The organism is Pandoraea cepalis (assembly GCF_902459625.1).
Lineage (GTDB): Bacteria > Pseudomonadota > Gammaproteobacteria > Burkholderiales > Burkholderiaceae > Pandoraea > Pandoraea cepalis.
Genome location: NZ_CABPRY010000004.1, coordinates 140,772 through 161,189, shown reverse-complemented (window position 1 = coordinate 161,189; position 20,418 = coordinate 140,772). Strand labels below are relative to the sequence as shown.

Annotated in this window: 20 protein-coding genes; 13 read left to right on the top strand and 7 right to left on the bottom strand. The window is 64.8% G+C overall.

What is annotated here, in order from left to right:
- Nucleotides 1-80: 80 nt before the first annotated feature.
- A complete protein-coding gene (locus tag PCE31107_RS11915; RefSeq protein WP_150608626.1) occupies nucleotides 81-1,280 on the bottom strand; it encodes an amino acid aminotransferase in 1,200 nt (399 codons plus the stop codon).
- A gap of 320 nt (nucleotides 1,281-1,600) precedes the next feature.
- Between PCE31107_RS11915 and uvrB the strand changes: the two genes are divergently transcribed.
- From uvrB to iscX, 12 genes are all read left to right on the top strand, one after another.
- The gene (gene uvrB / locus PCE31107_RS11910; RefSeq protein ID WP_130025548.1) at nucleotides 1,601-3,688 is read left to right on the top strand and encodes an excinuclease ABC subunit UvrB; all 2,088 of its coding nucleotides are present in this window, start codon (nucleotides 1,601-1,603) and stop codon (nucleotides 3,686-3,688) included.
- On the top strand, nucleotides 3,685-4,161 hold the full coding sequence (locus tag PCE31107_RS11905; RefSeq protein ID WP_165385261.1) for a low molecular weight protein-tyrosine-phosphatase: 477 nt from the start codon (nucleotides 3,685-3,687) through the stop codon (nucleotides 4,159-4,161). Before uvrB ends, PCE31107_RS11905 begins: the two co-directional genes overlap by 4 nt.
- A gap of 78 nt (nucleotides 4,162-4,239) precedes the next feature.
- Nucleotides 4,240-6,348 (top strand): site-specific recombinase, encoded by a 2,109-nt coding sequence (locus PCE31107_RS11900; protein ID WP_150608624.1) that lies wholly within the window; start codon nucleotides 4,240-4,242, stop codon nucleotides 6,346-6,348.
- A gap of 115 nt (nucleotides 6,349-6,463) precedes the next feature.
- Nucleotides 6,464-6,991: a Fe-S cluster assembly transcriptional regulator IscR gene (iscR, locus tag PCE31107_RS11895; RefSeq protein ID WP_017234962.1), complete on the top strand. Its 528-nt coding sequence runs from the start codon at nucleotides 6,464-6,466 to the stop codon at nucleotides 6,989-6,991.
- 30 nt (nucleotides 6,992-7,021) lie between these two features.
- Entirely contained in the window at nucleotides 7,022-8,245 is a 1,224-nt protein-coding gene (locus tag PCE31107_RS11890; protein ID WP_130025550.1) for an IscS subfamily cysteine desulfurase, read from the top strand.
- Between the two features lie 18 nt (nucleotides 8,246-8,263).
- On the top strand, nucleotides 8,264-8,671 hold the full coding sequence (gene iscU / locus PCE31107_RS11885) for a Fe-S cluster assembly scaffold IscU (RefSeq protein ID WP_017234964.1): 408 nt from the start codon (nucleotides 8,264-8,266) through the stop codon (nucleotides 8,669-8,671).
- A 31-nt stretch (nucleotides 8,672-8,702) separates the two neighbouring features.
- The gene (gene iscA / locus PCE31107_RS11880; protein WP_017234965.1) at nucleotides 8,703-9,026 is read left to right on the top strand and encodes an iron-sulfur cluster assembly protein IscA; all 324 of its coding nucleotides are present in this window, start codon (nucleotides 8,703-8,705) and stop codon (nucleotides 9,024-9,026) included.
- Complete coding sequence (locus PCE31107_RS11875) at nucleotides 8,992-9,237, top strand: DUF3565 domain-containing protein (protein ID WP_130025551.1); 246 nt, start codon at nucleotides 8,992-8,994, stop codon at nucleotides 9,235-9,237. Before iscA ends, PCE31107_RS11875 begins: the two co-directional genes overlap by 35 nt.
- 198 nt (nucleotides 9,238-9,435) lie before the next feature.
- Nucleotides 9,436-9,966, top strand: a complete 531-nt coding sequence (gene hscB, locus PCE31107_RS11870) for a Fe-S protein assembly co-chaperone HscB (protein WP_130025552.1) — start codon at nucleotides 9,436-9,438, stop codon at nucleotides 9,964-9,966.
- Between the two features lie 86 nt (nucleotides 9,967-10,052).
- Entirely contained in the window at nucleotides 10,053-11,930 is a 1,878-nt protein-coding gene (gene hscA / locus PCE31107_RS11865; RefSeq protein WP_150608622.1) for a Fe-S protein assembly chaperone HscA, read from the top strand.
- Nucleotides 11,931-11,953: 23 nt separating this feature from the next.
- Nucleotides 11,954-12,295: an ISC system 2Fe-2S type ferredoxin gene (fdx, locus tag PCE31107_RS11860; RefSeq protein ID WP_130025554.1), complete on the top strand. Its 342-nt coding sequence runs from the start codon at nucleotides 11,954-11,956 to the stop codon at nucleotides 12,293-12,295.
- A gap of 53 nt (nucleotides 12,296-12,348) precedes the next feature.
- On the top strand, nucleotides 12,349-12,540 hold the full coding sequence (iscX, locus tag PCE31107_RS11855; RefSeq protein WP_017234969.1) for a Fe-S cluster assembly protein IscX: 192 nt from the start codon (nucleotides 12,349-12,351) through the stop codon (nucleotides 12,538-12,540).
- 121 nt (nucleotides 12,541-12,661) lie between these two features.
- On the opposite strand, the gene PCE31107_RS11850 is transcribed toward iscX, so the two are convergent.
- Nucleotides 12,662-13,357 (bottom strand): glycine zipper 2TM domain-containing protein, encoded by a 696-nt coding sequence (locus tag PCE31107_RS11850; protein ID WP_150608620.1) that lies wholly within the window; start codon nucleotides 13,355-13,357, stop codon nucleotides 12,662-12,664.
- Nucleotides 13,358-13,685: 328 nt separating this feature from the next.
- Between PCE31107_RS11850 and PCE31107_RS11845 the strand changes: the two genes are divergently transcribed.
- Nucleotides 13,686-14,288, top strand: a complete 603-nt coding sequence (locus PCE31107_RS11845; RefSeq protein WP_150608618.1) for a DUF1444 domain-containing protein — start codon at nucleotides 13,686-13,688, stop codon at nucleotides 14,286-14,288.
- A gap of 14 nt (nucleotides 14,289-14,302) precedes the next feature.
- On the opposite strand, the gene lysS is transcribed toward PCE31107_RS11845, so the two are convergent.
- The 5 genes from lysS to PCE31107_RS11820 form a co-directional block, all read right to left on the bottom strand.
- Complete coding sequence (lysS, locus tag PCE31107_RS11840; RefSeq protein WP_150608616.1) at nucleotides 14,303-15,847, bottom strand: lysine--tRNA ligase; 1,545 nt, start codon at nucleotides 15,845-15,847, stop codon at nucleotides 14,303-14,305.
- A 16-nt stretch (nucleotides 15,848-15,863) separates the two neighbouring features.
- On the bottom strand, nucleotides 15,864-16,343 hold the full coding sequence (locus PCE31107_RS11835; protein WP_130025558.1) for an Ivy family c-type lysozyme inhibitor: 480 nt from the start codon (nucleotides 16,341-16,343) through the stop codon (nucleotides 15,864-15,866).
- A 3-nt stretch (nucleotides 16,344-16,346) separates the two neighbouring features.
- Nucleotides 16,347-17,451, bottom strand: a protein-coding gene (gene prfB / locus PCE31107_RS11830) for a peptide chain release factor 2 (protein ID WP_174966640.1) whose coding sequence is annotated in 2 segments (ribosomal slippage) — nucleotides 16,347-17,378 and nucleotides 17,380-17,451 — 1,104 coding nt in all. Because the reading frame shifts where the segments join, the coding sequence is not laid out codon by codon here.
- Nucleotides 17,452-17,622: 171 nt separating this feature from the next.
- On the bottom strand, nucleotides 17,623-19,320 hold the full coding sequence (gene recJ / locus PCE31107_RS11825) for a single-stranded-DNA-specific exonuclease RecJ (RefSeq protein ID WP_150608614.1): 1,698 nt from the start codon (nucleotides 19,318-19,320) through the stop codon (nucleotides 17,623-17,625).
- Nucleotides 19,317-20,396 (bottom strand): regulator, encoded by a 1,080-nt coding sequence (locus PCE31107_RS11820; RefSeq protein ID WP_130025561.1) that lies wholly within the window; start codon nucleotides 20,394-20,396, stop codon nucleotides 19,317-19,319. Before PCE31107_RS11820 ends, recJ begins: the two co-directional genes overlap by 4 nt.
- Nucleotides 20,397-20,418: the final 22 nt, after the last annotated feature.

The following is a 20,418-nucleotide window of genomic DNA, read 5'->3' as shown; positions in this document are numbered from 1 at the left end:
CGTTGCTGCGCTGCAACAAATTGGGGTGCAAAAAAAGCCCGCCGGGTGGCGGGCTTCGACTTCGACGATGCCGGATGGGCTTAGCGCAGCACTTGGGCGATGGCCGAGGCGACGCGGTCGATGTTCTTGTCGTTGAGCGCGGCCACACAGATACGGCCCGTGCTCACGGCATAGATGCCGAACTCTTCACGCAGGCGTTCGACCTGGTCGGCGGTGAGGCCCGAGTACGAGAACATGCCGCGTTGTTTGATCACGAACGAGAAATCGCGCTCCACGCCATGCGCACGCAGCTTCTCGACCAGGGCGAGACGCATCGCGCGGATGCGCTCACGCATTTCGGCCAGTTCCTCTTCCCACAGCGCGCGCAGTTCGGGGCTGCCCAGCACGGCGGCGACGACCGAGCCGCCATGCGTCGGCGGGTTCGAGTAGTTGGTGCGGATCACGCGCTTGAGTTGCGAGAGCACGCGGGCCGATTCGTCCTTGCTGCCCGTCACGATCGACAGGGCACCCACGCGTTCGCCATACAGCGAGAACGACTTCGAGAACGAACTCGACACGAAGAAGTCCAGGCCGGTGGAGGCGAACAGGCGCACCACGGCGGCGTCGGCGTCGATGCCGTCACCGAAACCTTGATAGGCGATGTCGAGGAACGGCACCAGTTTGCGGGCCTTCACGACCTCGACGACTTGCGACCACTGGTCCATCGACAGGTCGACGCCGGTCGGGTTGTGACAGCAGGCGTGCAGTACGACGATGGTGCCTTCGGGTTCCTTGCCGAGCATGTCGAGCATGCCCGCCAGGTTCACGCCATGCGAGTCGGCGTCGTAGTACGGGTACGAGACGACGTTGAAGCCGGCTTGACTGAACAGCGCACGGTGGTTTTCCCAGCTCGGATCGCTGATGGCGACGGTGGCATTCGGGTTCAGTTGCTTGAGGAAGTCAGCGCCGATCTTGAGGGCGCCGGTGCCGCCCAGGGCTTGCGCGGTGACCACGCGGCCTTCGGCCAGCACGGGCGATTCCTTGCCGAACAACATTTCCTGCACGGCCTTGTCGTAGGCGGCAATGCCTTCGATCGGCAGGTAGCCGCGCGGCAGACCGGCGGCCACGCGTTGTTCTTCGGCGGCCTTCACGGCCTTGAGCAGGGGGAGCTTGCCTTCCGCATTGAAATACACGCCCACGCCCAGGTTCACCTTCTCGGTGCGGTGATCGGCGTTGTAGGCTTCGTTCAGGCCAAGGATGGGGTCGCGCGGGGCGAGTTCGACAGCGGAGAACAGGGTCATTTCGACGGCTCGAGGCAGGTAGTAGGAAAACGCGGCGGGTCGGCGGCATCAGACGCGCGATCAGCTCAACGCGACATTTTAGCGAAGATTCTCCACGCTTGTGGGAAACACCGGCCCACGCCGCGCGAAATTGCCCGCTTTCAGCACGAAAACTGCCACGTATTGCCAGAAATTGACGACATCGCCCTGTCGTGGGCCACGTGGCGGCAGCGTCGGCTCTGATTCGCGCCGCCGCCCGATCCGTTGTCACCCATGGGCCTCAGGGAATCGTCCGACGCGCTAGAATGCTCGATTACGTCCCACACGCTTGCGCGCTCGCCATGACTCCTGCGGCTGACCACGATCTCGACGAAAGCAAGTTCCTGACGTTTCCGGACTCGCCTTATCAGCTCTACTGCCCATTCGACGCGGCCGGCGATCAGCCGGCGGCCATTGCCCAGTTGACCGAGGGCGTGGAGGACGGGCTCGCCTTTCAGACCCTGCTTGGCGTGACCGGCTCGGGCAAGACGTTCACGATGGCGAACGTCCTGGCGCGTCTTGGCCGGCCGGCCATCGTGTTCGCGCCCAACAAGACGCTCGCCGCGCAGCTTTACTCGGAATTCCGCGAGTTCTTCCCGCGAAATGCGGTGGAGTACTTCGTCTCGTACTACGACTATTACCAGCCGGAAGCGTACGTTCCACAGCGCGATCTCTTCATCGAGAAGGACTCGTCCGTCAACGAACACATCGAGCAGATGCGTCTGTCAGCGACGAAGAGCCTGCTGGAGCGGCGAGACGTGGTGATCGTGGCGACCGTCTCGGCGATCTACGGTATCGGCAATCCGAGCGAATACCATCGGATGATTCTGACGATTCGGCAGGGCGACAAGCTGGGGCAGCGCGAGATCATCGCGCGCCTGATCGCGATGCAGTACACCCGCAACGAAACCGACTTCGGTCGCGGCACGTTCCGCGTGCGCGGCGACACCATCGACATCTTCCCGGCGGAACACGCCGAACTGGCGTTGCGCGTCGACCTGTTCGACGACGAAGTCGATACGCTGCAACTGTTCGATCCGCTCACGGGACGCGTGCGGCAGAAGGTGCCGCGCTTCACGGTGTACCCGTCGTCTCACTACGTGACGCCGCGCGATACGGTGCTGCGCGCCATCGAGACGATCAAGGACGAACTGCGCGAGCGCCTCGACTTCTTCTACAAGGAAAACAAGCTGGTCGAGGCGCAGCGCCTTGAGCAGCGCACGCGCTTCGATCTGGAAATGTTGCAGGAGCTGGGTTTCTGCAAGGGCATCGAGAACTATTCGCGGCATCTGTCCGGCGCGGCGCCGGGCGAGCCGCCGCCGACCCTCGTCGACTACCTGCCGCCCGATGCGTTGATGTTCCTCGACGAATCGCATGTCCTCATCGGGCAGTTCAACGGCATGTACAACGGCGACCGGGCGCGCAAGGAGAACCTCGTCAACTACGGCTTCCGGCTGCCGTCGGCGCTCGACAACCGTCCGCTCAAGTTTGCCGAATACGAACGCAAGATGCGTCAGGCCATCTTCGTGTCGGCGACCCCGGCCGATTACGAGGCAAAGCGCACCGGGCAGGTGGTGGAGCAGGTGGTGCGTCCGACCGGATTGATCGACCCGATCATCATCGTGCGTCCGGCGCAGACACAGGTCGACGATGTGCTGAGTGAGATCAACAAGCGCGTGGCCGTGGGAGAGCGCGTGCTTGTGACCACGCTCACCAAGCGCATGTCCGAGCAACTCACCGATTATCTGTCGGATAACGGGGTGAAGGTTCGCTATCTGCACAGCGACATTGATACCGTCGAGCGCGTGGAGATCATTCGCGATCTGCGTCTGGGCGCGTTCGACGTGCTGGTCGGGATCAACTTGCTGCGCGAGGGGCTGGATATTCCCGAGGTGTCGCTGGTGGCGATTCTCGATGCGGACAAGGAGGGGTTTCTGCGTTCCGAGCGGTCACTGATTCAGACGATCGGGCGCGCGGCGCGTAACGTCAATGGAACGGCCATCCTCTATGGCGACAAGATGACCGATTCCATGACGCGCGCGATCGGGGAGACGGAGCGTCGCCGTGCCAAGCAGATGGCGCACAACGAGGCACACGGCATCGTGCCGCAGGGGGTGAAGAAGCGTATCAAGGACATCATCGACGGTGTCTACGACCCGCAGGACGCCAAGGCGGAACTCGCCGAAGCCAAGGAGCAGGCGCACTACCAGGACATGTCGGAAAAGCAACTGGCGCGCGAGATCAAGAAGCTCGAAAAGCAGATGCAGGAGCATGCGCGCAACCTGGAGTTCGAGAAGGCCGCCAAGGCGCGCGACCAGTTGCTGCACGTCAAGGCACTGGTCTTCGGCACCGATGGGGCGAGCGAGGCGGAGTTGGGGCCGAAGGCATGAAAACGACCTCCGTCCTCTTCGTCTGCATGGGCAACATCTGCCGCTCCCCCAGCGCCGACGGCATCTTTCGTCACCGGCTGGCCACCGCTGGGCTCACCGATGTGATCGCCGTCGATTCGGCGGGCACGCACAGCTATCATCTCGGTCACGCCCCCGACGAACGCACGCAGGCCGCTGCCGAGCGGCGAGGCTACGACCTGAGCGCACTGCGCGCGCGCCGCGTCGATGCCGATGATTTCGTGCGCTTCGAATGGATCGTGGCGATGGACGACGCCAACGTCGCCGAACTCGTGGCGCGCTGTCCGGCTGAGTATCGTCACAAGATCGTGCGTCTGATGGACTTTGCCACGCGGCACGACGCCACCGAAGTGCCCGACCCGTATTACGGCGGTGCACAAGGCTTCGAGACCGTGCTCGACTACATCGAAGACGGGCTCGACGGCCTGCTCGCCCATCTGGAAACGCAACGCTGAGCGTCAGCGACGTTGCTTTGCGCGGTCTGTCCTGTAGTACTGTGCTTTTCTCCTCCCCCTTCACCTCGTCTCCCATCGATGCTCACTTCGCTCACTTCGTACTGGCGTAAATGGCGTGCCTCACGTCACGCCGGCCATCAGCTCGACGAACTGCTTGCGCACGCCGATCCGTCTGCGCCGCTGGCGGTCCGCAACCAATGGCTGATCGAATTGGCGCACTGGGTGCAAAAGCGCGGCGCCCTCGTCAACGAGGCGCGCGGGGAGGGGGAGGCGGCGCGCTATCGCCCGCACACGCGGCTGCGCTATCTGCTGCAGATGCTCGAGCGGAACCCCGCATGGCGACTCCCCGTGGCGCGCACGCTGCGCAGCGTCGTTGCCGAGAGCGACGCCATTTCGCTGCTGTGCGATACAGGCATGCCGGTGCGCCCAGGGTTTTGGGGGGCGCTGGTCGAGCGCGTCGAGAAGGCGCTGATTCCACCACCGCCGACGCGGCGCGATCTCTCGGCACTGTGCTCGCTGATGTTTCCCGATGGCGACGCCGCCGACTGGATCGCCGCCATGCCGCCGGCATTGTTGGCCGACCTCATCGCGCTTTTGCATGAAGGCGAGGACGAGGATGACAACGCCGACTGGAACCCTTTCGGCGAAGACTTGCTCGTCGCGATGCACCACCTCGTCGACCAGATTGGGTCGACCGGGCTGTCGCAGGCGGTGCGCTCGCGCCTGGCATATCCGCGCGCCACCGAATCGCCGTTCTACCAGATCGGACGCGCCATGCAGGCACTCGAATCGGCTGGGCAGGCGTTCGCCCATGGTGCGCCACCGTCGCAGCACTTCGTGCAGCAGATCAACGTATTCCGCGCGCTGATCGACGACTGCGCGCGCGCGGCGCGTCAGGTCTATGCCCATCTGGACGAAAACGGCGTGAGCGTGGACATCGTATTTCAGGTCGAACGCACCAAGGCGCGGATCCGTCGGCTCGAGCGTCTGCTCGAAGCCTGGCTGACGCACGGCGAGAGCGGCGATCGCGCCGTCGCGCGGGTGCAACTCCTCGCCGATCTGGTGCGCGCGAACCGGGCGAGCCAGAGCGTGGGCGAATTGGCGCGCACTTCGTTCGGGTTGCTCGCGCGCAAGGTCGTCGAGCGCAGCGCCGAGACGGGCGAGCATTACATCGCCCGAAATCGCAGCGAGTACTTCACCATGCTGAAGATGGCGTGCGGCGGCGGGCTGGTGACAGTGGTCACCGTCTACGTCAAGTTCCTGATTGCGAGCGCGCACCTGCCGAGCGTCGTCGAGGGGTTCCTTGCCGGGGCCAATTACGCGCTCTGCTTCCTGTTCATGCACTTCTGCCATTTCACGCTCGCGACCAAGCAGCCGGCCATGACCGCGCCGGCCATCGCCCGCAAGCTCGACGACGTCGACACGTCCGCCGGTATGGACGCCTTCGTGGGCGAGGTCATCGCTCTGGTGCGTACGCAAGCGGCCGCTATCTTCGGCAACCTGGCCGTGGTGTTCCCGTTCTGCCTGCTGGTGCAATGGACGGTGTCGGCGGCGCTTGGCATGAACACGATTCCGCCTGAAAAAGCCCATGCGACGCTGAATTCGTTCTCGATATTGGGCATCACGCCGCTGTTCGCGGCCATGACGGCGGTGCTGTTGTGGTTCTCCAGTCTGATTTCAGGCTGGGCCGACAATTGGTTTGCGCTGCACGGCATCGGGGATGTCCTGGCCTACAACCGACGACTGCGCTTCGTCTTCGGACGGAACGGGGCGGCGCGGCTGGCGGACGCGTGCCGCCGTCACATTGCGCCGGTGCTCGGGAATCTGACGCTCGGCTTCATGCTGGGTCTCGTGCCGGCGGTGCTGACGGCGTTCGCGCTGCCGTTCGAAGTGCGCCACGTCACGCTGTCGACCGGCGCGATCGCGACGTCGATCGGCGTGCTGGGCATGCCGGTGCTGCGCGATCCGGCACTCTGGCTGGCCGTTGCCGGTGTCGGGTCGATGGCGCTGCTCAACGTCGGGGTGAGTTTCGCGTTAGCATTCCACATGGCGCTCAGATCGCGTCCCCTGCGAATGGGCGACCGCCGGCACATTCACCGTGCCCTCTGGCGCGCCGTGCTGCGCAATCCGCTGGTGCTGCTGTTCCCCCTGCGCGCCCCCCAGGCGAACGCGCGTCCCGAAAATTAGCAAATTTCCCAAATGGACGACGGAACTTTTGCAAAAAATGGGCCAGAAGTACTTGACTGATTTCGTAGGGAATTTATACTTGACGAAAATAGTCGAGATTAATCCCTGCATCCTCATGAGACTTACCACGAAAGGCCGTTTCGCCGTCACGGCGATGATCGACCTGGCCATGCGCCAGGACGCGGGTCCCGTGACGCTTGCGGGCATTAGTCAGCGTCAACGGATTTCCCTCTCTTACCTGGAACAGTTGTTCGGCAAGTTGCGCCGCCACGAGATCGTGGAGAGCGTGCGTGGGCCGGGCGGCGGATACAGTCTGGCGCGTCGCGCGGAAGAGGTGACGGTCGCGGACATCATCATCGCGGTCGACGAGCCGCTCGACGCCACGCAGTGCGGCAGCAAAGGCAATTGCGAGAAGGGCCAGGACGGCCATCGCGGCCACTGCATGACGCACGAGCTGTGGGCAACGCTCAACCAGAAGATGGTCGAGTATCTCGATTCGGTTTCGCTGCGCGACCTCGTCGAGCAGCAGCGCAGCAAGCAGGCCCAACAGGCCGTGCTGCACGACACGCGCGAGTCCGGCACACCCAGCCAGACCATTGCCACGCGCATTCCCAATTCGGTCTTCGATATGGCCCGTTCTTAACTGGCGCCACGGCACGATCCTGGAGCACCCATGAAAAACGACACCCTCAACCTCCCCATTTACATGGATTACAGCGCCACGACGCCGATTGACCCGCGCGTCGTGGACAAGATGTTGCCGTACCTGCGCGAGCAGTTCGGCAACCCGGCATCGCGCAGCCACTCGTTCGGCTGGGCTGCCGAGCAGGCCGTGGAAGAGGCACGCGAGGAAGTCGCCAAGCTGGTGAACGCCGATCCGCGCGAGATCGTCTGGACGTCGGGCGCCACCGAGTCGAACAACCTCGCCATCAAGGGCGCGGCGCACTTCTACCAAGGCAAGGGCAAGCACCTCGTCACGGTGAAGACCGAGCACAAGGCAGTGCTCGACACAACGCGCGAGCTGGAGCGCGAAGGCTTCGAAGTCACGTATCTGGATGTCAAGGACGACGGTCTGCTCGATCTCGACGTCTTCAAGGCCGCGCTGCGTCCGGACACGATTCTCGTGTCGATCATGGCCGTGAACAACGAAATCGGCGTGATCCAGGACATCGAGGCGATCGGAGAGATCTGCCGCGAGAAGGGCATCATCTTCCACGTCGACGCCGCACAGGCCACGGGCAAGATGCCCATCGACCTGGCCAAGCTGAAGGTCGACCTGATGTCGTTCTCGGCACACAAGACGTATGGCCCGAAGGGCATCGGCGCGCTGTACGTGCGTCGCAAGCCGCGTGTGCGCATCGAGGCACAGATTCACGGCGGCGGTCACGAGCGCGGCATGCGTTCGGGCACGCTCGCCACGCACCAGATCGTGGGCATGGGCGAGGCATTCCGTCTGGCGCGTGAAGAGATGGCGACGGAAAACGAGCGCGTGCGCATGCTGCGCGATCGTCTGCTGCGCGGTCTGACGGAAATGGAAGAAGTGTATGTGAACGGCGACATGGAAAAGCGTGTGCCGCACAACCTGAACATCAGCTTCAATTTTGTCGAAGGCGAGTCGCTGATCATGGCGATCAAGGACGTTGCGGTGTCGTCGGGCTCGGCGTGCACGTCGGCCTCGCTGGAGCCTTCGTACGTGTTGCGTGCGCTGGGTCGCAACGACGAACTGGCGCACAGCTCGATTCGCTTCACGGTGGGTCGTTTCACGACCGAGCAGGAAGTCGACTATGTGGTCGATCTGCTCAAGGCCAAGATCGGCAAGCTGCGCGATCTGTCGCCGCTGTGGGAAATGTACAAGGACGGGGTCGATCTGAATTCGATCCAGTGGGCCGCACACTGAGCATTCAAGGAGTTAGCCATGTCTTACAGCAAGGAAGTTCTGGATCACTACGAAAACCCGCGCAACGTCGGTTCGTTCGAAAAGGGCGATGACGCCGTCGGCACGGGCATGGTCGGCGCACCGGCGTGCGGCGACGTGATGAAGCTGCAGATTCGCGTGAACGAAGCCGGCGTGATCGAAGACGCCAAGTTCAAGACCTACGGCTGCGGCTCGGCGATTGCATCGTCGTCGCTGGTCACCGAGTGGGTCAAGGGCAAGACGCTCGATCAGGCGCTCGATATCAAGAACACCCAGATCGCGCAGGAACTGGCGCTGCCGCCGGTGAAGATTCACTGCTCGATTCTGGCCGAAGACGCCATCAAGGCGGCCGTGGCCGACTACAAGCAGAAGCACGGCCAGACGGCCGAGCCGGCCAAGGCTGCGTAAGCGGCACGACGGATAAAGGAATCAGGCAATCATGGCCATTACATTGACCGAGAAGGCCGCGCAGCACGTTTCGCGTTATCTGACGCGGCGCGGCAAGGGCGTGGGCCTGCGGCTGGGCGTGAAGACGACCGGCTGCTCGGGCCTGGCCTACAAGCTGGAATACGCCGACGACGTGGCGGGCGAGGACACCGTCTTCGAGAGCCACGGCGTGAAAGTGATCGTCGATCCGAAGAGTCTGCCGTATATCGATGGCACCGAGCTGGACTTCGCGCGCGAAGGCTTGAACGAAGGGTTTCGCTTCAACAATCCGAACGTCAAGGATGAGTGCGGCTGCGGCGAGTCGTTCCGGATCTGACACCGCGCCGTTGCGCAAGATCGTCGGGTTCCGGCAGGACGACGAAGGCCAATGGGTCGCGCGTCTGGCGTGTGGGCATGGGCAACATGTCCGGCATCTTCCCCCGTGGCAGATCCGGACATGGACGCAAAGCGCGGCAGGTCGCGACGCGATGCTGGGTAGCCGGTTGCGCTGCCGCAAATGTGAGCGCGGCGAGCCGCCCGATGCGTGAGGCGGTGGGCTTCGCGTGGCGGCGGTCACCGTAGCCGCGAAATACGTCGCCGGACCGTCGGACGGTTCGGCGCCAAAGCAGCAGCGTAGGCAACCAGGCGGCGCGAGCCGCTTTTTTTACGGGCCGGCGGCGGGTGGCATGGCGCGCATGGCGCGACGTTCCCTCGCATGGGCGCCCTGGATGGATGATGAGTGCGCGATGAGTGCATTGACTGACAACTACTTCACGCTGTTCGATCTGCCGCAGCGATTTGCGCTCGACGCAGACGCGCTCGACACGGCCTACCGTGCCGTGCAATCGCGCGTGCATCCGGATCGATTCGCGAGTGCGAGCGATGCAGAGCGCCGTGTGGCCATGCAATGGGCCGCGCAGGCGAACGCCGCCTACCGCACGCTGCGCGACCCGCTGCAACGCGCGACGTATCTGCTCACGCTGCAGGGCATCGATGTGGGCGCGGAGAACAACACCGCGATGGCCCCCGATTTCCTGATGCAGCAGATGGAGTGGCGCGAAGCCATCGACGACGCCGTGGACGCGCGCAATATCGGCGCTCTGGAAACCCTTGCCAAATCGTTGCGCGAGGATCGTCGCGTGCGGCTGGCCAAGCTGGGCGACTGGCTCGAAAGCCAGGCGTGGCAACCGGCCGCCGAAGCCGTGCGGCAACTGATGTTCATTGCGCGCGCCGACGAAGACATCGCGCAGCGCATCGAAATGCTGGAAAACGCGTGACGGCCCGGTGCGGCGCCGTCACATGTCACTGAGAACTGCTTGAGAACAGGGCGGCCGCGCGAGCGCGTCGCCCGCATTGCAAAGTCATGGCCCTTCTGCAAATTTCCGAACCCGGCATGTCCCCCGCGCCGCATCAGCGGCGACTCGCCGTGGGCATCGACCTGGGCACGACGCATTCGCTCGTGGCCTCCGTACGTAGCGGCGTGGCCGAAGTGCTCCCGGACGAGCAGGGCCGCGTGCTGCTGCCGTCCGTCGTGCGCTATCTGGGCGGTCCCCGTACCCAGATCGGCTACGACGCTCGTGCGGCCGCCGCCAGCGATCCGCGCAACACCATCGTCTCCGTCAAACGCTTCATGGGCCGGGGCCTGGCCGATGTCGCCCATGCCGACAACGCGCCGTACGATTTCGTCGACGCGCCGGGCATGGTGCAGATGACAACGGCCGGCGGCGTCAAGAGCCCGGTGGAAGTGTCTGCCGAAATTCTCGCCACGTTGCGTCAGCGCGCCGAAGACACGCTCGGCGACGATCTGGTGGGCGCTGTGATCACCGTGCCCGCTTACTTTGACGACGCGCAGCGTCAGGCGACCAAGGACTCCGCGCGTCTGGCCGGCCTCAATGTGCTGCGGCTGCTCAATGAGCCGACGGCGGCGGCGATTGCCTACGGTCTCGACAACGCGGTGGAAGGTCTTTACGCGGTCTACGACCTGGGTGGTGGCACGTTCGACATCTCGATTCTGCGACTGACGAAGGGCGTGTTCGAAGTGCTGGCGGCGGGCGGCGATTCCGCGCTTGGCGGCGACGACTTCGATCAGGTGATCTACCGCTGGGCGGTGGAAGCGGCCGGTCTCGACGCGGCTTCGCTCACGCCTGAGGATGTGCGCGGCTTGCTCGATCACGCGCGCACCGCCAAGGAAGCGTTGACCGACGCCGCGCAAGCGACGATCGCCCTGACGCTGTCTGGCGAGCGCAACCTCGCGCTGACGCTCACGCGCGACCAATTCACGGCGCTGGGCGCGCCGCTCGTGCAACGCACGATCGGCCCGATGCGCAAGGCGTTGCGCGACGCCGGCATGGGCCCGGAGGACGTCAAGGGCGTCGTGCTCGTCGGGGGCGCCACGCGCATGCCGCAAGTGCGTGCCGCGGTGGCGACCTTCTTCGGACGCGAACCGCTGATCGATCTTGATCCGGACCAGGTGGTGGCGCTCGGCGCCGCCGTGCAGGCGAACCTGCTGGCGGGCAATCAGGCCGACGGTGACGACTGGCTGCTGCTCGACGTGATTCCGCTGTCGCTCGGTGTCGAGACGATGGGCGGCCTTGTCGAGAAGATCATTCCGCGTAACGCTACGATTCCCGTGGCGCGTGCGCAGGAATTCACCACGTTCAAGGACGGCCAGACGGCGATGGCCGTTCACGTGCTGCAAGGCGAGCGTGAGCTGGCGTCCGATTGCCGCTCGCTGGCCCGGTTCGAATTGCGCGGCATTCCGCCGATGACGGCCGGCGCGGCACGTATTCGCGTGACGTATCAGGTCGACGCCGACGGGCTGCTCTCCGTCTCCGCCCAGGAGTTGCACTCGGGCGTGGCGGCCTCTATCGAGGTCAAGCCGTCGTATGGTCTGGCGGACGACGATATCTCGCGCATGCTGCAAGACAGCTTCGGTTCGGCCGAGGCGGATATGCGCGCCCGCGCGCTGCGCGAGCAGCAAGTGGAAGCCGAGCGTCTGCTGGTTGCGATCGACAGCGCCTTACAGGCGGACCCGGAACTGCTCGACGCCGACGAGCGCGCACAGATCGACGGCTTGCTGGCTGAGTTGCGCCAGAAGGCGTCCGGCGACGATCAGATTGCCATCAAGACGGCGACCGAAACGCTCTCGCATGCGACCGACGCGTTTGCCGCGCGCCGCATGGACAAGAGCATCCGCGCGGCGCTGGCCGGCCGGCGCGTGGCGGACATCGAGAAACTGTAAGACACACACGGAAAGCCAAAGCCATGCCTCAAATTGTTGTATTGCCTCACGTCGAGCTGTGCCCGGAGGGCGCGGTGCTGGACGTTCCGACCGGCACCACCGTGTGCAGAGCGTTGTTGGACAACGGCATTGAAATCGAACACGCGTGCGAGTTGTCGTGCGCGTGCACCACGTGCCACGTGATCGTGCGCGAGGGTTTCGAGGCGTTGGAGCCGGCCGAAGACGAGGAAGAGGATCTGCTCGACAAGGCCTGGGGCCTGGAGCCGACGTCGCGCCTGTCGTGCCAGGCGAAGATGCCCGCCGACACCGATCTGGTCGTCGAGATTCCGAAGTACACGATCAATCACGCCAAGGAAAGCCACTGATCGACGCCGTTTGGCGTTGCGTGGCGACACGTCAGAAGAAGAGGACCCTGCCCATGAAATGGACCGACATTCAGGACATCGCGATTGCGCTTACCGAGGCGCATCCCGACATCGACCCGCAGTATGTGCGCTTTACCGACCTGCATCAATGGGTGATGGCGCTCGACGGCTTTGACGACGCGCCCGACCGTGCCGGTGAGAAGGTGCTCGAAGCGATTCAGATGGCGTGGATCGACGAGGTCTGACCCGACGATCGCGCAGGGCGCGCGACGCTGCCGCAGACGCAAAAGCCGCTCATGAGGAGCGGCTTTTGCGTTAACACGAGATCCGTCGCGGCACAAACGGGGTGACGCGGATCGCACCCCCTTAGCCCGCGCGCACCAGCCCGTTGTTCTCGAGCCGCACGCGATCCCCCGGCTGCACGCCAGGGGCGGACTGATAGGTCCAGTAGCGCGTCTTGCCGGTATCCATGCGCACGTACACGCGATACACGGTTTCGGAGCGAACGCGCTTCTCGACTTCGTTGCCGGCCAGACCGCCGCCCAGCGCGCCGACCACGGTCATCGCCGTGCGGCCGTTACCCGCGCCAAACTGGTTACCGAGCAGGCCGCCAGCAACGGCACCGCCGACGGCGCCCAGGCCCGAGGCCTGACCTTGCGTGCTGATCGGTTCCACCGACTGCACCGTGCCGCACGTCGAGCATGTCGCCGCCTGGCGCTGTGCGGGGGCGGCCGAGGATTGGGCATATGACGGCTGCGGCGCCGGGGCCCGTTGTGCCGGCGCCCGCTGCGACGCGTACTGAGCTTGCTGCGGCGCGTATTGCGTCTGCTGGGTCGGCTGCTCCGTCACCTGCGAGCTGCGCATCGCGTTCGAAGACGGCTGTTGGGCCGACGTCAGCGCGTACTGCGAATGATCGACGGTCGTTGCGGGGCCGTCGGTGCTTTTGGCGACAGGGAGCACGCCCGTGATGGCGGCAACGCCGAGCAGGCTGACGACCACGATGCTGCCGGCTGCGGCAGCGACCAGCGGATGCATGCGGCGCGGTTGAAGATCGTTATTCATGTGGCTTTTCTCCATCGTGCGGTTGTCGCGAACCCCATTCTTCGTGCTGACAGGCACGGGAGGCTTCGCATGAGAAAAGTCTCCGTCATGGCAGGCGCGGCATCCGTTTCATTTTGTAACGCGATGTAAGATGTGCATCGCGGCAGTCCCAGGCGAGTGTCCTTCGGCTGACTGCTAATTCATTGAAAAATATGAGAATTTTTCGCGATTGATGGGGCGCTGCGTCGTCATCGCGCACGGTTGTCATAACAAATGAAACAAGTCGCGCCGCGCGCATAATGGCACGCATTGTCCGTCAACGTCCTTCTTGCCGATTCGTCCCAACGCCATGATCGATACGCTGCCGCCGCTGGATACCCCGCTCGACGCCGCAAGCCACCCGCACCTCTATCCGTACGTGGTACAACGCGCGTGGGTCGACGTCCACGATCCGCAAGGGGAGGTCAGCGAACCGTTTTCGGACGACGTTTTCGTGACGCTCGTGCTCGATGGCACGGCTGGACTGCGTCGGCTGCAGGGCGAGGATTTGCGCTCGGCCGGTCTGACGTTCGAGGCGGCATTTGCGCAAGCCGCGTCGAATCTCGCGCGCGCATGGAAGGCGGGGCATTTCGAATTCGGCATTGCGCGGCTCGACGACGGCACGCCGATTGCCGGCTGTCGCGGCAATTGGATGGCACCGGCTGGCGGCCTGGTGCTGGGCAATCTCTACCAGTCGATGGTCGAGCATTTCGAGATGACGGACTTTGCGGCCGTCCCCGTCAATCGCACATTGCTTCTCGCGTTTCCGACCGATGCCAAAACGCTGTCGTCGCTGGCGTTACGGCAATTGGTCGAAGGGGCGGCGAGCGGTGCGATTCTCCCCATCGCGCGCACCTGGTTGCGGCTCGATGGGGAGTGGCCGTCCGCCTATCGCGGCGTTCCGGCCTTCTAAACGATCCAAACGACTCAGTCTTCGCGGCGCAGGTGCGGGAAGAGCAGCACGTCGCGAATGTTCGGACTGTCGGTGAGCAGCATGATCAGACGGTCGATGCCGATGCCGCAGCCGCCCGTCGGGGGCATGCCGTACTCGAGCGCGCGAATGTAATCGGCGTCGTAATACATGGCCTCTTCGTCGCCCGCGTCCTTCTGCTCGACCTGCGCACGGAAGCGTGCGGCCTGATCTTCCGGGTCGTTCAACTCGGAGAAGCCGTTGGCGATCTCGCGGCCCGTGATGAACAGTTCGAAGCGCTCGGTGATGCCCGGCACGGTATCGGACTCGCGCGCGAGCGGCGAGACTTCCACCGGATAGTCGACGATGAAAGTCGGCTCCCACAACTGGCTCTCGGCCGTCTCTTCGAACAGGGCCAGTTGCAGCGCACCGAGGCCCGCGTTCTTGAACTGCGGCGCATCGACCTTCACGCCATACTTGCCCAGCGCGCCACGCACGAATTCGATGTCGGCCAGTTGCGCTTCGGTGTACTCGGGCGCGTATTTGCGAATCGCTTCGACGATCGTCAGGCGGTGGAACGGCTTTGACAAATCCAGTTCGCGGCCCTGGTATTCGATAGTTGCGGTGCCGCGCGCGTCGAGTGCGGCGTTGCGGATCAGCGCTTCGGTGAAGTCCATCAGCCAACGGTAGTCCGTGTAGGCCGCGTAGAACTCCATCATCGTGAATTCCGGGTTGTGGCGCGGTGACACGCCTTCATTGCGGAAGTTACGGTTGATCTCGAACACACGCTCGAAGCCGCCGACGATCAGGCGCTTCAGATACAGCTCCGGGGCGATACGCAGATACATCTGCATGTCGAGCGCGTTGTGGTGCGTGATGAACGGCTTGGCCGCGGCGCCGCCCGGAATCGGGTGCAGCATCGGCGTTTCGACTTCCATGAAGTCGGCGTCCGTCATGTACTTGCGCATCGAGGCGATGGCCTTCGCGCGGGCGCGGAACGTGCTGCGCGTTTCGGGCGAGGTAATCAGGTCGACGTAGCGCTGACGGTACTTCGTCTCCTGATCCGACAGGCCGTGGAACTTGTCCGGCAGCGGGCGCAGCGCCTTGGCGAGCAGCCGCAGTGCCTTCACCTTGACCGACAGTTCGCCGGTGCGCGTACGGAACAGCGTGCCGGTAGCGGCGACGATATCGCCGATGTCCCAGCCCTTGAAGGCGGTCATGGCATCGGCGCCGACGTCGGTGGTGCTGATGAAGAACTGGATTTGACCGCTGCCGTCCTGCACGGTGGCGAAGGCGGCCTTGCCCATCACGCGCTTGAGCATCATGCGACCGGCCACCGACACGGGGACGGGCTCGGCTTCGAGCACCTCGTTGTCCACGTCCTGATAGCGCGCCTGCAGGTCGCCGGCGTGCTGTTCGGGACGGAAGTCGTTCGGGAACGCCACGCCGTTGGCGCGCAGCGCCTGCAGTTTCTCGCGACGCTCTGCGATGAGCTTGTTGTCGTCGTGCGGCAGGTCGCCCGCCGGGGTGCCCGTATGGGCCGGAGTATTGTGATCGGTCATGATGCGAGCGATGAGGTTATTCGGTAAAACGCAGCGTGTGCAGCAGGGCATTCTTGAGCAAGCCGTCGGGCGTGCCCAGCCAGATCAATTCCGTGCGGTCCTGATGCGGTCCGGCATTGGCCGCCGCACTCGGGTCCCGCACGAACAGCGCCGCGATCGCCTGTGAGCGCGGCTCATACAAAATGTGGACATACTCGCTCGGGCAATCGTGCGGCTTGCAGCTCTGCACCAGCAACCAGGGCTTGCCCGCGACGCTCACGCGTTGCGACGGCGTCGATGTGCCACCCTGACGCACCCACGCGGGAACGTTGCGTGGCGTGATGATGCGCGCATACGCCCCCGAGAAGTCCGGGCGCTTGAGCAATTCATGCAGGTACGGTCCCGTCTCGGGATTGGCTCCCGGCGCGCCCGGTGTACTGGCCGGGGCAGCAACGGCGGCGCACTGCAGACACAGCGCGCTCACCCCCCACACGGCTAGCGTGCGGACAAACGCCATTCATTACACTCCCTGCTTGAGACTCGCGGAGATGAAGTCGTCCAGGTCGCCGTCGAGTACCTTGCCGGTATTACCGGTTTCCACGCCGGTGCGCAGGTCCTTGACGCGTGACTGGTCGAGCACGTACGAGCGAATCTGATGGCCCCAGCCCACATCGGTCTTGCTTGACTCCAGCTTGTCCTGCTCGGCGCGACGCTTGCGCATCTCATGCTCGAACAGGCGCGAGCGGAGCATGTCCCACGCTTCTGCGCGATTGCGGTGCTGCGAACGGTCGTTCTGACAGGCGACGACAATGCCGGTCGGGATGTGCGTCAGACGAACGGCGGAGTCGGTCTTGTTGATGTGCTGACCGCCTGCACCGGACGCGCGATACGTGTCGGTACGCACGTCGGCCGGATTGATTTCGATGTCGATCGAATCATCCACTTCCGGGTACACAAACAAGCTGGCGAACGACGTATGGCGACCGCCCGACGAGTCGAACGGCGACTTGCGCACCAAACGATGCACGCCGGTTTCCGTACGCAGATAGCCGTAGGCGTAGTCGCCGGTGACCTTCAGCGAGGCGCTCTTGATGCCCGCGACGTCGCCGTCCGACACTTCGAGCACTTCGGCCTTGAAGCCCTTGCGTTCGCAGTAGCGCAGATATTGGCGCAGCAGCATGCCGGCCCAGTCGTTGGCCTCGGTGCCGCCGGCGCCGGCCTGGATGTCGATGAAGCAGTTGTTCGGGTCGGCCGGGGTGTTGAACATCCGGCGGAACTCCATCTCGCCCACGCGAGCGGCGAGACCCTGCGTGTCGCTCTCGAGCGCCAGCAACGAGTCTTCGTCGCCCTCGTCGCGGGACATTTCGAACAGTTCCTGCGTATCGGAAAGGCTGGCGTCGAGTTCGGTCAGGTTGCTGACGATGCTGTCGAGCGCCTTCTTTTCCTTGCCCAGTGCCTGCGCACGCTTGGAATCGTTCCAGATGTTGGGGTCTTCGAGTTCTTTGTTGACTTCAATCAGGCGAGCTTGCTTGACATCGAAGTCAAAGATACCCCCTGAGCTCGCCAACGCGGGTGCGCAGGTCGGCGAGCAGGGATTCAAGTGCGTTAAGGCGTTCGGCTTCCATGAGCTTTGACAGGGGCGAATTCGGGGAAACGAGGATTATAGCGCAGCGAAGCCCCCGTTTCCCCACTTTTCCCGGGCAGTTGAGACGCCGTCCTGACGGCGGGTGACTGCCAGCCGCTGGCCGGATTTCGCTGTCGGCGGGCAAGACGGGCGGCCCTGGCGCCGCATACGGTCAGCCCTGGGCGTGTTCGACGATCATCTGCACGCGCGAGACGCCGTTGAAGGTGTCGGCGGCCAACCGATAGGCAAATCGCGCACGGCTCGGCAAGGTATCGGCGTGATTGAACCAGATGGCGTTGAAGCGCATGCGCCCGCGACCGAGTTGCAACTTCAGGTGCTTGTCCTTGAGGATGGCTTGGGAGAGCACATCGAACTCGCCCGAGAACACGGGCGGCGGGAAACCCTGTCCCCACACTTGTGCGTCGAGCAGGGCGACAAAGGGCGGCACGAAGCACTCGTCGCCGATGTCGCCGTCGGTCTCGATCACGCGTGAGAGCGCCGTCTCGTCGAGCCACGCCTGTCCCACGGCTTCGAATGCCGACTGGAAGCGCGGCAGGGCGTCGGCCGCGATCGTGAGGCCTGCGGCCATCGCGTGACCGCCGAACTTGCCGATGAGACCCGGTTCGCGCTTGGTGACGAGATCGAGCGCGTCGCGCAAGTGAAAGCCGGGGATCGAGCGGCCGGACCCCTTGATCTGGCCGTCGTCGCCCGGGGCGAACACGATGGTCGGACGGTAGAACTTTTCTTTGAGCCGCGCGGCCACGATCCCGATCACGCCCTGGTGCCAGGTCTCGTTGAACGCGCACAGCGTGGTGGCGGCGCGAGGGTCGAAGCGCGCCAGATCGGCCAGGGCTTCCTGCTGCATCCCTGCTTCGATCTCACGGCGCTCGCGATTCATCGCGTCGAGTTCCTGCGCGAGCGTCCAGGCGCGGGCGTCGTCGTCCGTCAGCAGGCATTCGATGCCGAGCGACATGTCGGCAAGGCGCCCTGCGGCGTTCAGACGCGGCCCGAGGCCGAAGCCCAGATCGAAACTGGCCGCCTGGCGCGCATTGCGGGCGGCCGCGCGAAAGAGCGCGTTGATCCCGGGATGCATGCGCCCTGCGCGCATGCGCGAGAGGCCTTGCGCCACGAGGATGCGGTTGTTGGCGTCGAGCTTGACCACGTCCGCGACCGTGCCCAGTGCGACCAGGTCGAGCAACGTATCGAGCCGCGGCTGTTCGCGCGCCTCGAACGCCCCGCGCGTGCGCAACTCGGCGCGCAGCGCGAGCAGAACGTAGAACATCACGCCGACACCGGCCAGGTGCTTGCTCGGGAATGCGCAGCCCGGCTGGTTGGGATTGACGATGCAACGCGCGTTGGGCAATTCGTTGCCCGGCAGATGGTGATCGGTCACCACGACTTCGATGCCGAGCGCCTGCGCGGCGGCCACGCCCTCGAGGCTGGCGATGCCGTTGTCGACGGTGATCAGCACGTCCGGCGGCCCCGCCTTGCCTTGCGCGGCCAAAGCCACGATTTCGGGCGTCAGGCCATAGCCGTATTCGAACCGGTTCGGCACCAGGTACTCGACCTTCGCACCGAACATGCGCAAGCCGCGCACGGCCACGGCGCAGGCGGTCGCACCGTCGCAATCGTAGTCGGCCACCACGAGCATGCGCTTGCCGGCGGCCATGGCGTCGGCGAGGAAGGCGGCCGCCTCTTGCGCGCCCTTGAGCTGGGTCGGGGGGATCAAACGGGCCAGCGCCGTTTCGGTCTCGGCGGTCTCGGCCACGCCGCGCGATGCGAACAGGCGGGCAAGCACCGGGTGGACGCCGTCGCGCGCGAGGGCGTTGGCCGTCGCGTCGTCGACATGACGGGTGACGATGTCGGTCATGCAACTTCCTCGCCAAGCCGCGCGAGCGGCACCATGCGGGCGGCGAGCGCCTGACGGCGCCAGAACTTGCGCAAGTCGCCGCCGCGCGAGCGCATCGTCACGCTGTGACTGTCGCCGCACAATGTCAGCGAGACTTCGCGGGCCTGGCCCTGGGCGACACGCGCGAGCGCCGGCGCCAGCCAGTCACGGTCGATGTCGACGAGGGCATCGCGCCAGCGCGCCCAGTCTTCCGTCAGGAAATGCGGCGTGAGCGTGTCGAGTTGCACGACGGTTCTGCCGTTCGCGGCAGCAAGGCCGGCGTCCGTGCCGTGCAAGGCGATTTGCAGGTGGTTCGCCAGACCGCGGGTGGCGGGGGCGTCTGCCAGGATCGTCACGCAGGGCCGGTTCAGGCGCGGCGCGGCAATGCGCTGACCGCCGCCGTACAGCCAGATGGCATTGACCGGCGGCAGGCCGCGGGCTTCGCGCGCCTGATTGGCGGGATGGTCGTACCACGCCATCTGGACTTCGTTCTGCCATTTGCGCCACGTCAGTTCGGCCTTGCCTTGCGGCAGCCAGATGTCGACATTGCGGCCGGCCGCGCGCGCGGGCGACGCGGTCAGCAGGTCGCCCAGCGCCGGCGCGCTCAGGTACCACCGGTCCGGGCGCGGGGCGACGAGGTCGCCGCCGACCTCCGCGAACAGGGCGTGCGCGGTGGCGAACAGGGCGGCTGAATCCTCGTGGCTCAACGCGAGTTCGGTGGGATCGGTCAGTACCAGGTGGTCGGTGGCGATGTGGATATGCGCCGGCTGCGCGCAATACCAGAACCGGGTGTCGAGCATGCCGCTGTCCTCGAACAGCATGAACGGCGCGAGCGGCGCGCGCGACGGCCCGCCGGGCAGGCCGAAGGCTTCGGTCAGCCAGCGTTCATGGGGCAGCGTGGGGACAAACGGGTCGGCCGGCACGTCCTGCGCAGCCTGAACGCCGCGCGCGAGCAACTTTTCGAGCGCAGGCAACTCCAAGTTGGCCAGCAGTGCGGGCAAATGGGCCGACGCGGGCAGCGCGAACGGCAAGAGAAAGTGCAGGGCAGGTGTATCCATATCGAGGCGAATTGTATGGCAA

What these genes read in the sequence shown, in the direction of transcription:
- PCE31107_RS11915 (WP_150608626.1), bottom strand. Translation starts at nt 1,280, where the DNA reads ATGACCCTGTTCTCCGCTGTCGAACTCGCCCCGCGCGACCCCATCCTT.
- uvrB (WP_130025548.1), top strand. Translation starts at nt 1,601, where the DNA reads ATGACTCCTGCGGCTGACCACGATCTCGACGAAAGCAAGTTCCTGACG.
- PCE31107_RS11905 (WP_165385261.1), top strand. Translation starts at nt 3,685, where the DNA reads ATGAAAACGACCTCCGTCCTCTTCGTCTGCATGGGCAACATCTGCCGC.
- PCE31107_RS11900 (WP_150608624.1), top strand. Translation starts at nt 4,240, where the DNA reads ATGCTCACTTCGCTCACTTCGTACTGGCGTAAATGGCGTGCCTCACGT.
- iscR (WP_017234962.1), top strand. Translation starts at nt 6,464, where the DNA reads ATGAGACTTACCACGAAAGGCCGTTTCGCCGTCACGGCGATGATCGAC.
- PCE31107_RS11890 (WP_130025550.1), top strand. Translation starts at nt 7,022, where the DNA reads ATGAAAAACGACACCCTCAACCTCCCCATTTACATGGATTACAGCGCC.
- iscU (WP_017234964.1), top strand. Translation starts at nt 8,264, where the DNA reads ATGTCTTACAGCAAGGAAGTTCTGGATCACTACGAAAACCCGCGCAAC.
- iscA (WP_017234965.1), top strand. Translation starts at nt 8,703, where the DNA reads ATGGCCATTACATTGACCGAGAAGGCCGCGCAGCACGTTTCGCGTTAT.
- PCE31107_RS11875 (WP_130025551.1), top strand. Translation starts at nt 8,992, where the DNA reads ATGAGTGCGGCTGCGGCGAGTCGTTCCGGATCTGACACCGCGCCGTTG.
- hscB (WP_130025552.1), top strand. Translation starts at nt 9,436, where the DNA reads ATGAGTGCATTGACTGACAACTACTTCACGCTGTTCGATCTGCCGCAG.
- hscA (WP_150608622.1), top strand. Translation starts at nt 10,053, where the DNA reads ATGGCCCTTCTGCAAATTTCCGAACCCGGCATGTCCCCCGCGCCGCAT.
- fdx (WP_130025554.1), top strand. Translation starts at nt 11,954, where the DNA reads ATGCCTCAAATTGTTGTATTGCCTCACGTCGAGCTGTGCCCGGAGGGC.
- iscX (WP_017234969.1), top strand. Translation starts at nt 12,349, where the DNA reads ATGAAATGGACCGACATTCAGGACATCGCGATTGCGCTTACCGAGGCG.
- PCE31107_RS11850 (WP_150608620.1), bottom strand. Translation starts at nt 13,357, where the DNA reads ATGAATAACGATCTTCAACCGCGCCGCATGCATCCGCTGGTCGCTGCC.
- PCE31107_RS11845 (WP_150608618.1), top strand. Translation starts at nt 13,686, where the DNA reads ATGATCGATACGCTGCCGCCGCTGGATACCCCGCTCGACGCCGCAAGC.
- lysS (WP_150608616.1), bottom strand. Translation starts at nt 15,847, where the DNA reads ATGACCGATCACAATACTCCGGCCCATACGGGCACCCCGGCGGGCGAC.
- PCE31107_RS11835 (WP_130025558.1), bottom strand. Translation starts at nt 16,343, where the DNA reads ATGGCGTTTGTCCGCACGCTAGCCGTGTGGGGGGTGAGCGCGCTGTGT.
- recJ (WP_150608614.1), bottom strand. Translation starts at nt 19,320, where the DNA reads ATGACCGACATCGTCACCCGTCATGTCGACGACGCGACGGCCAACGCC.
- PCE31107_RS11820 (WP_130025561.1), bottom strand. Translation starts at nt 20,396, where the DNA reads ATGGATACACCTGCCCTGCACTTTCTCTTGCCGTTCGCGCTGCCCGCG.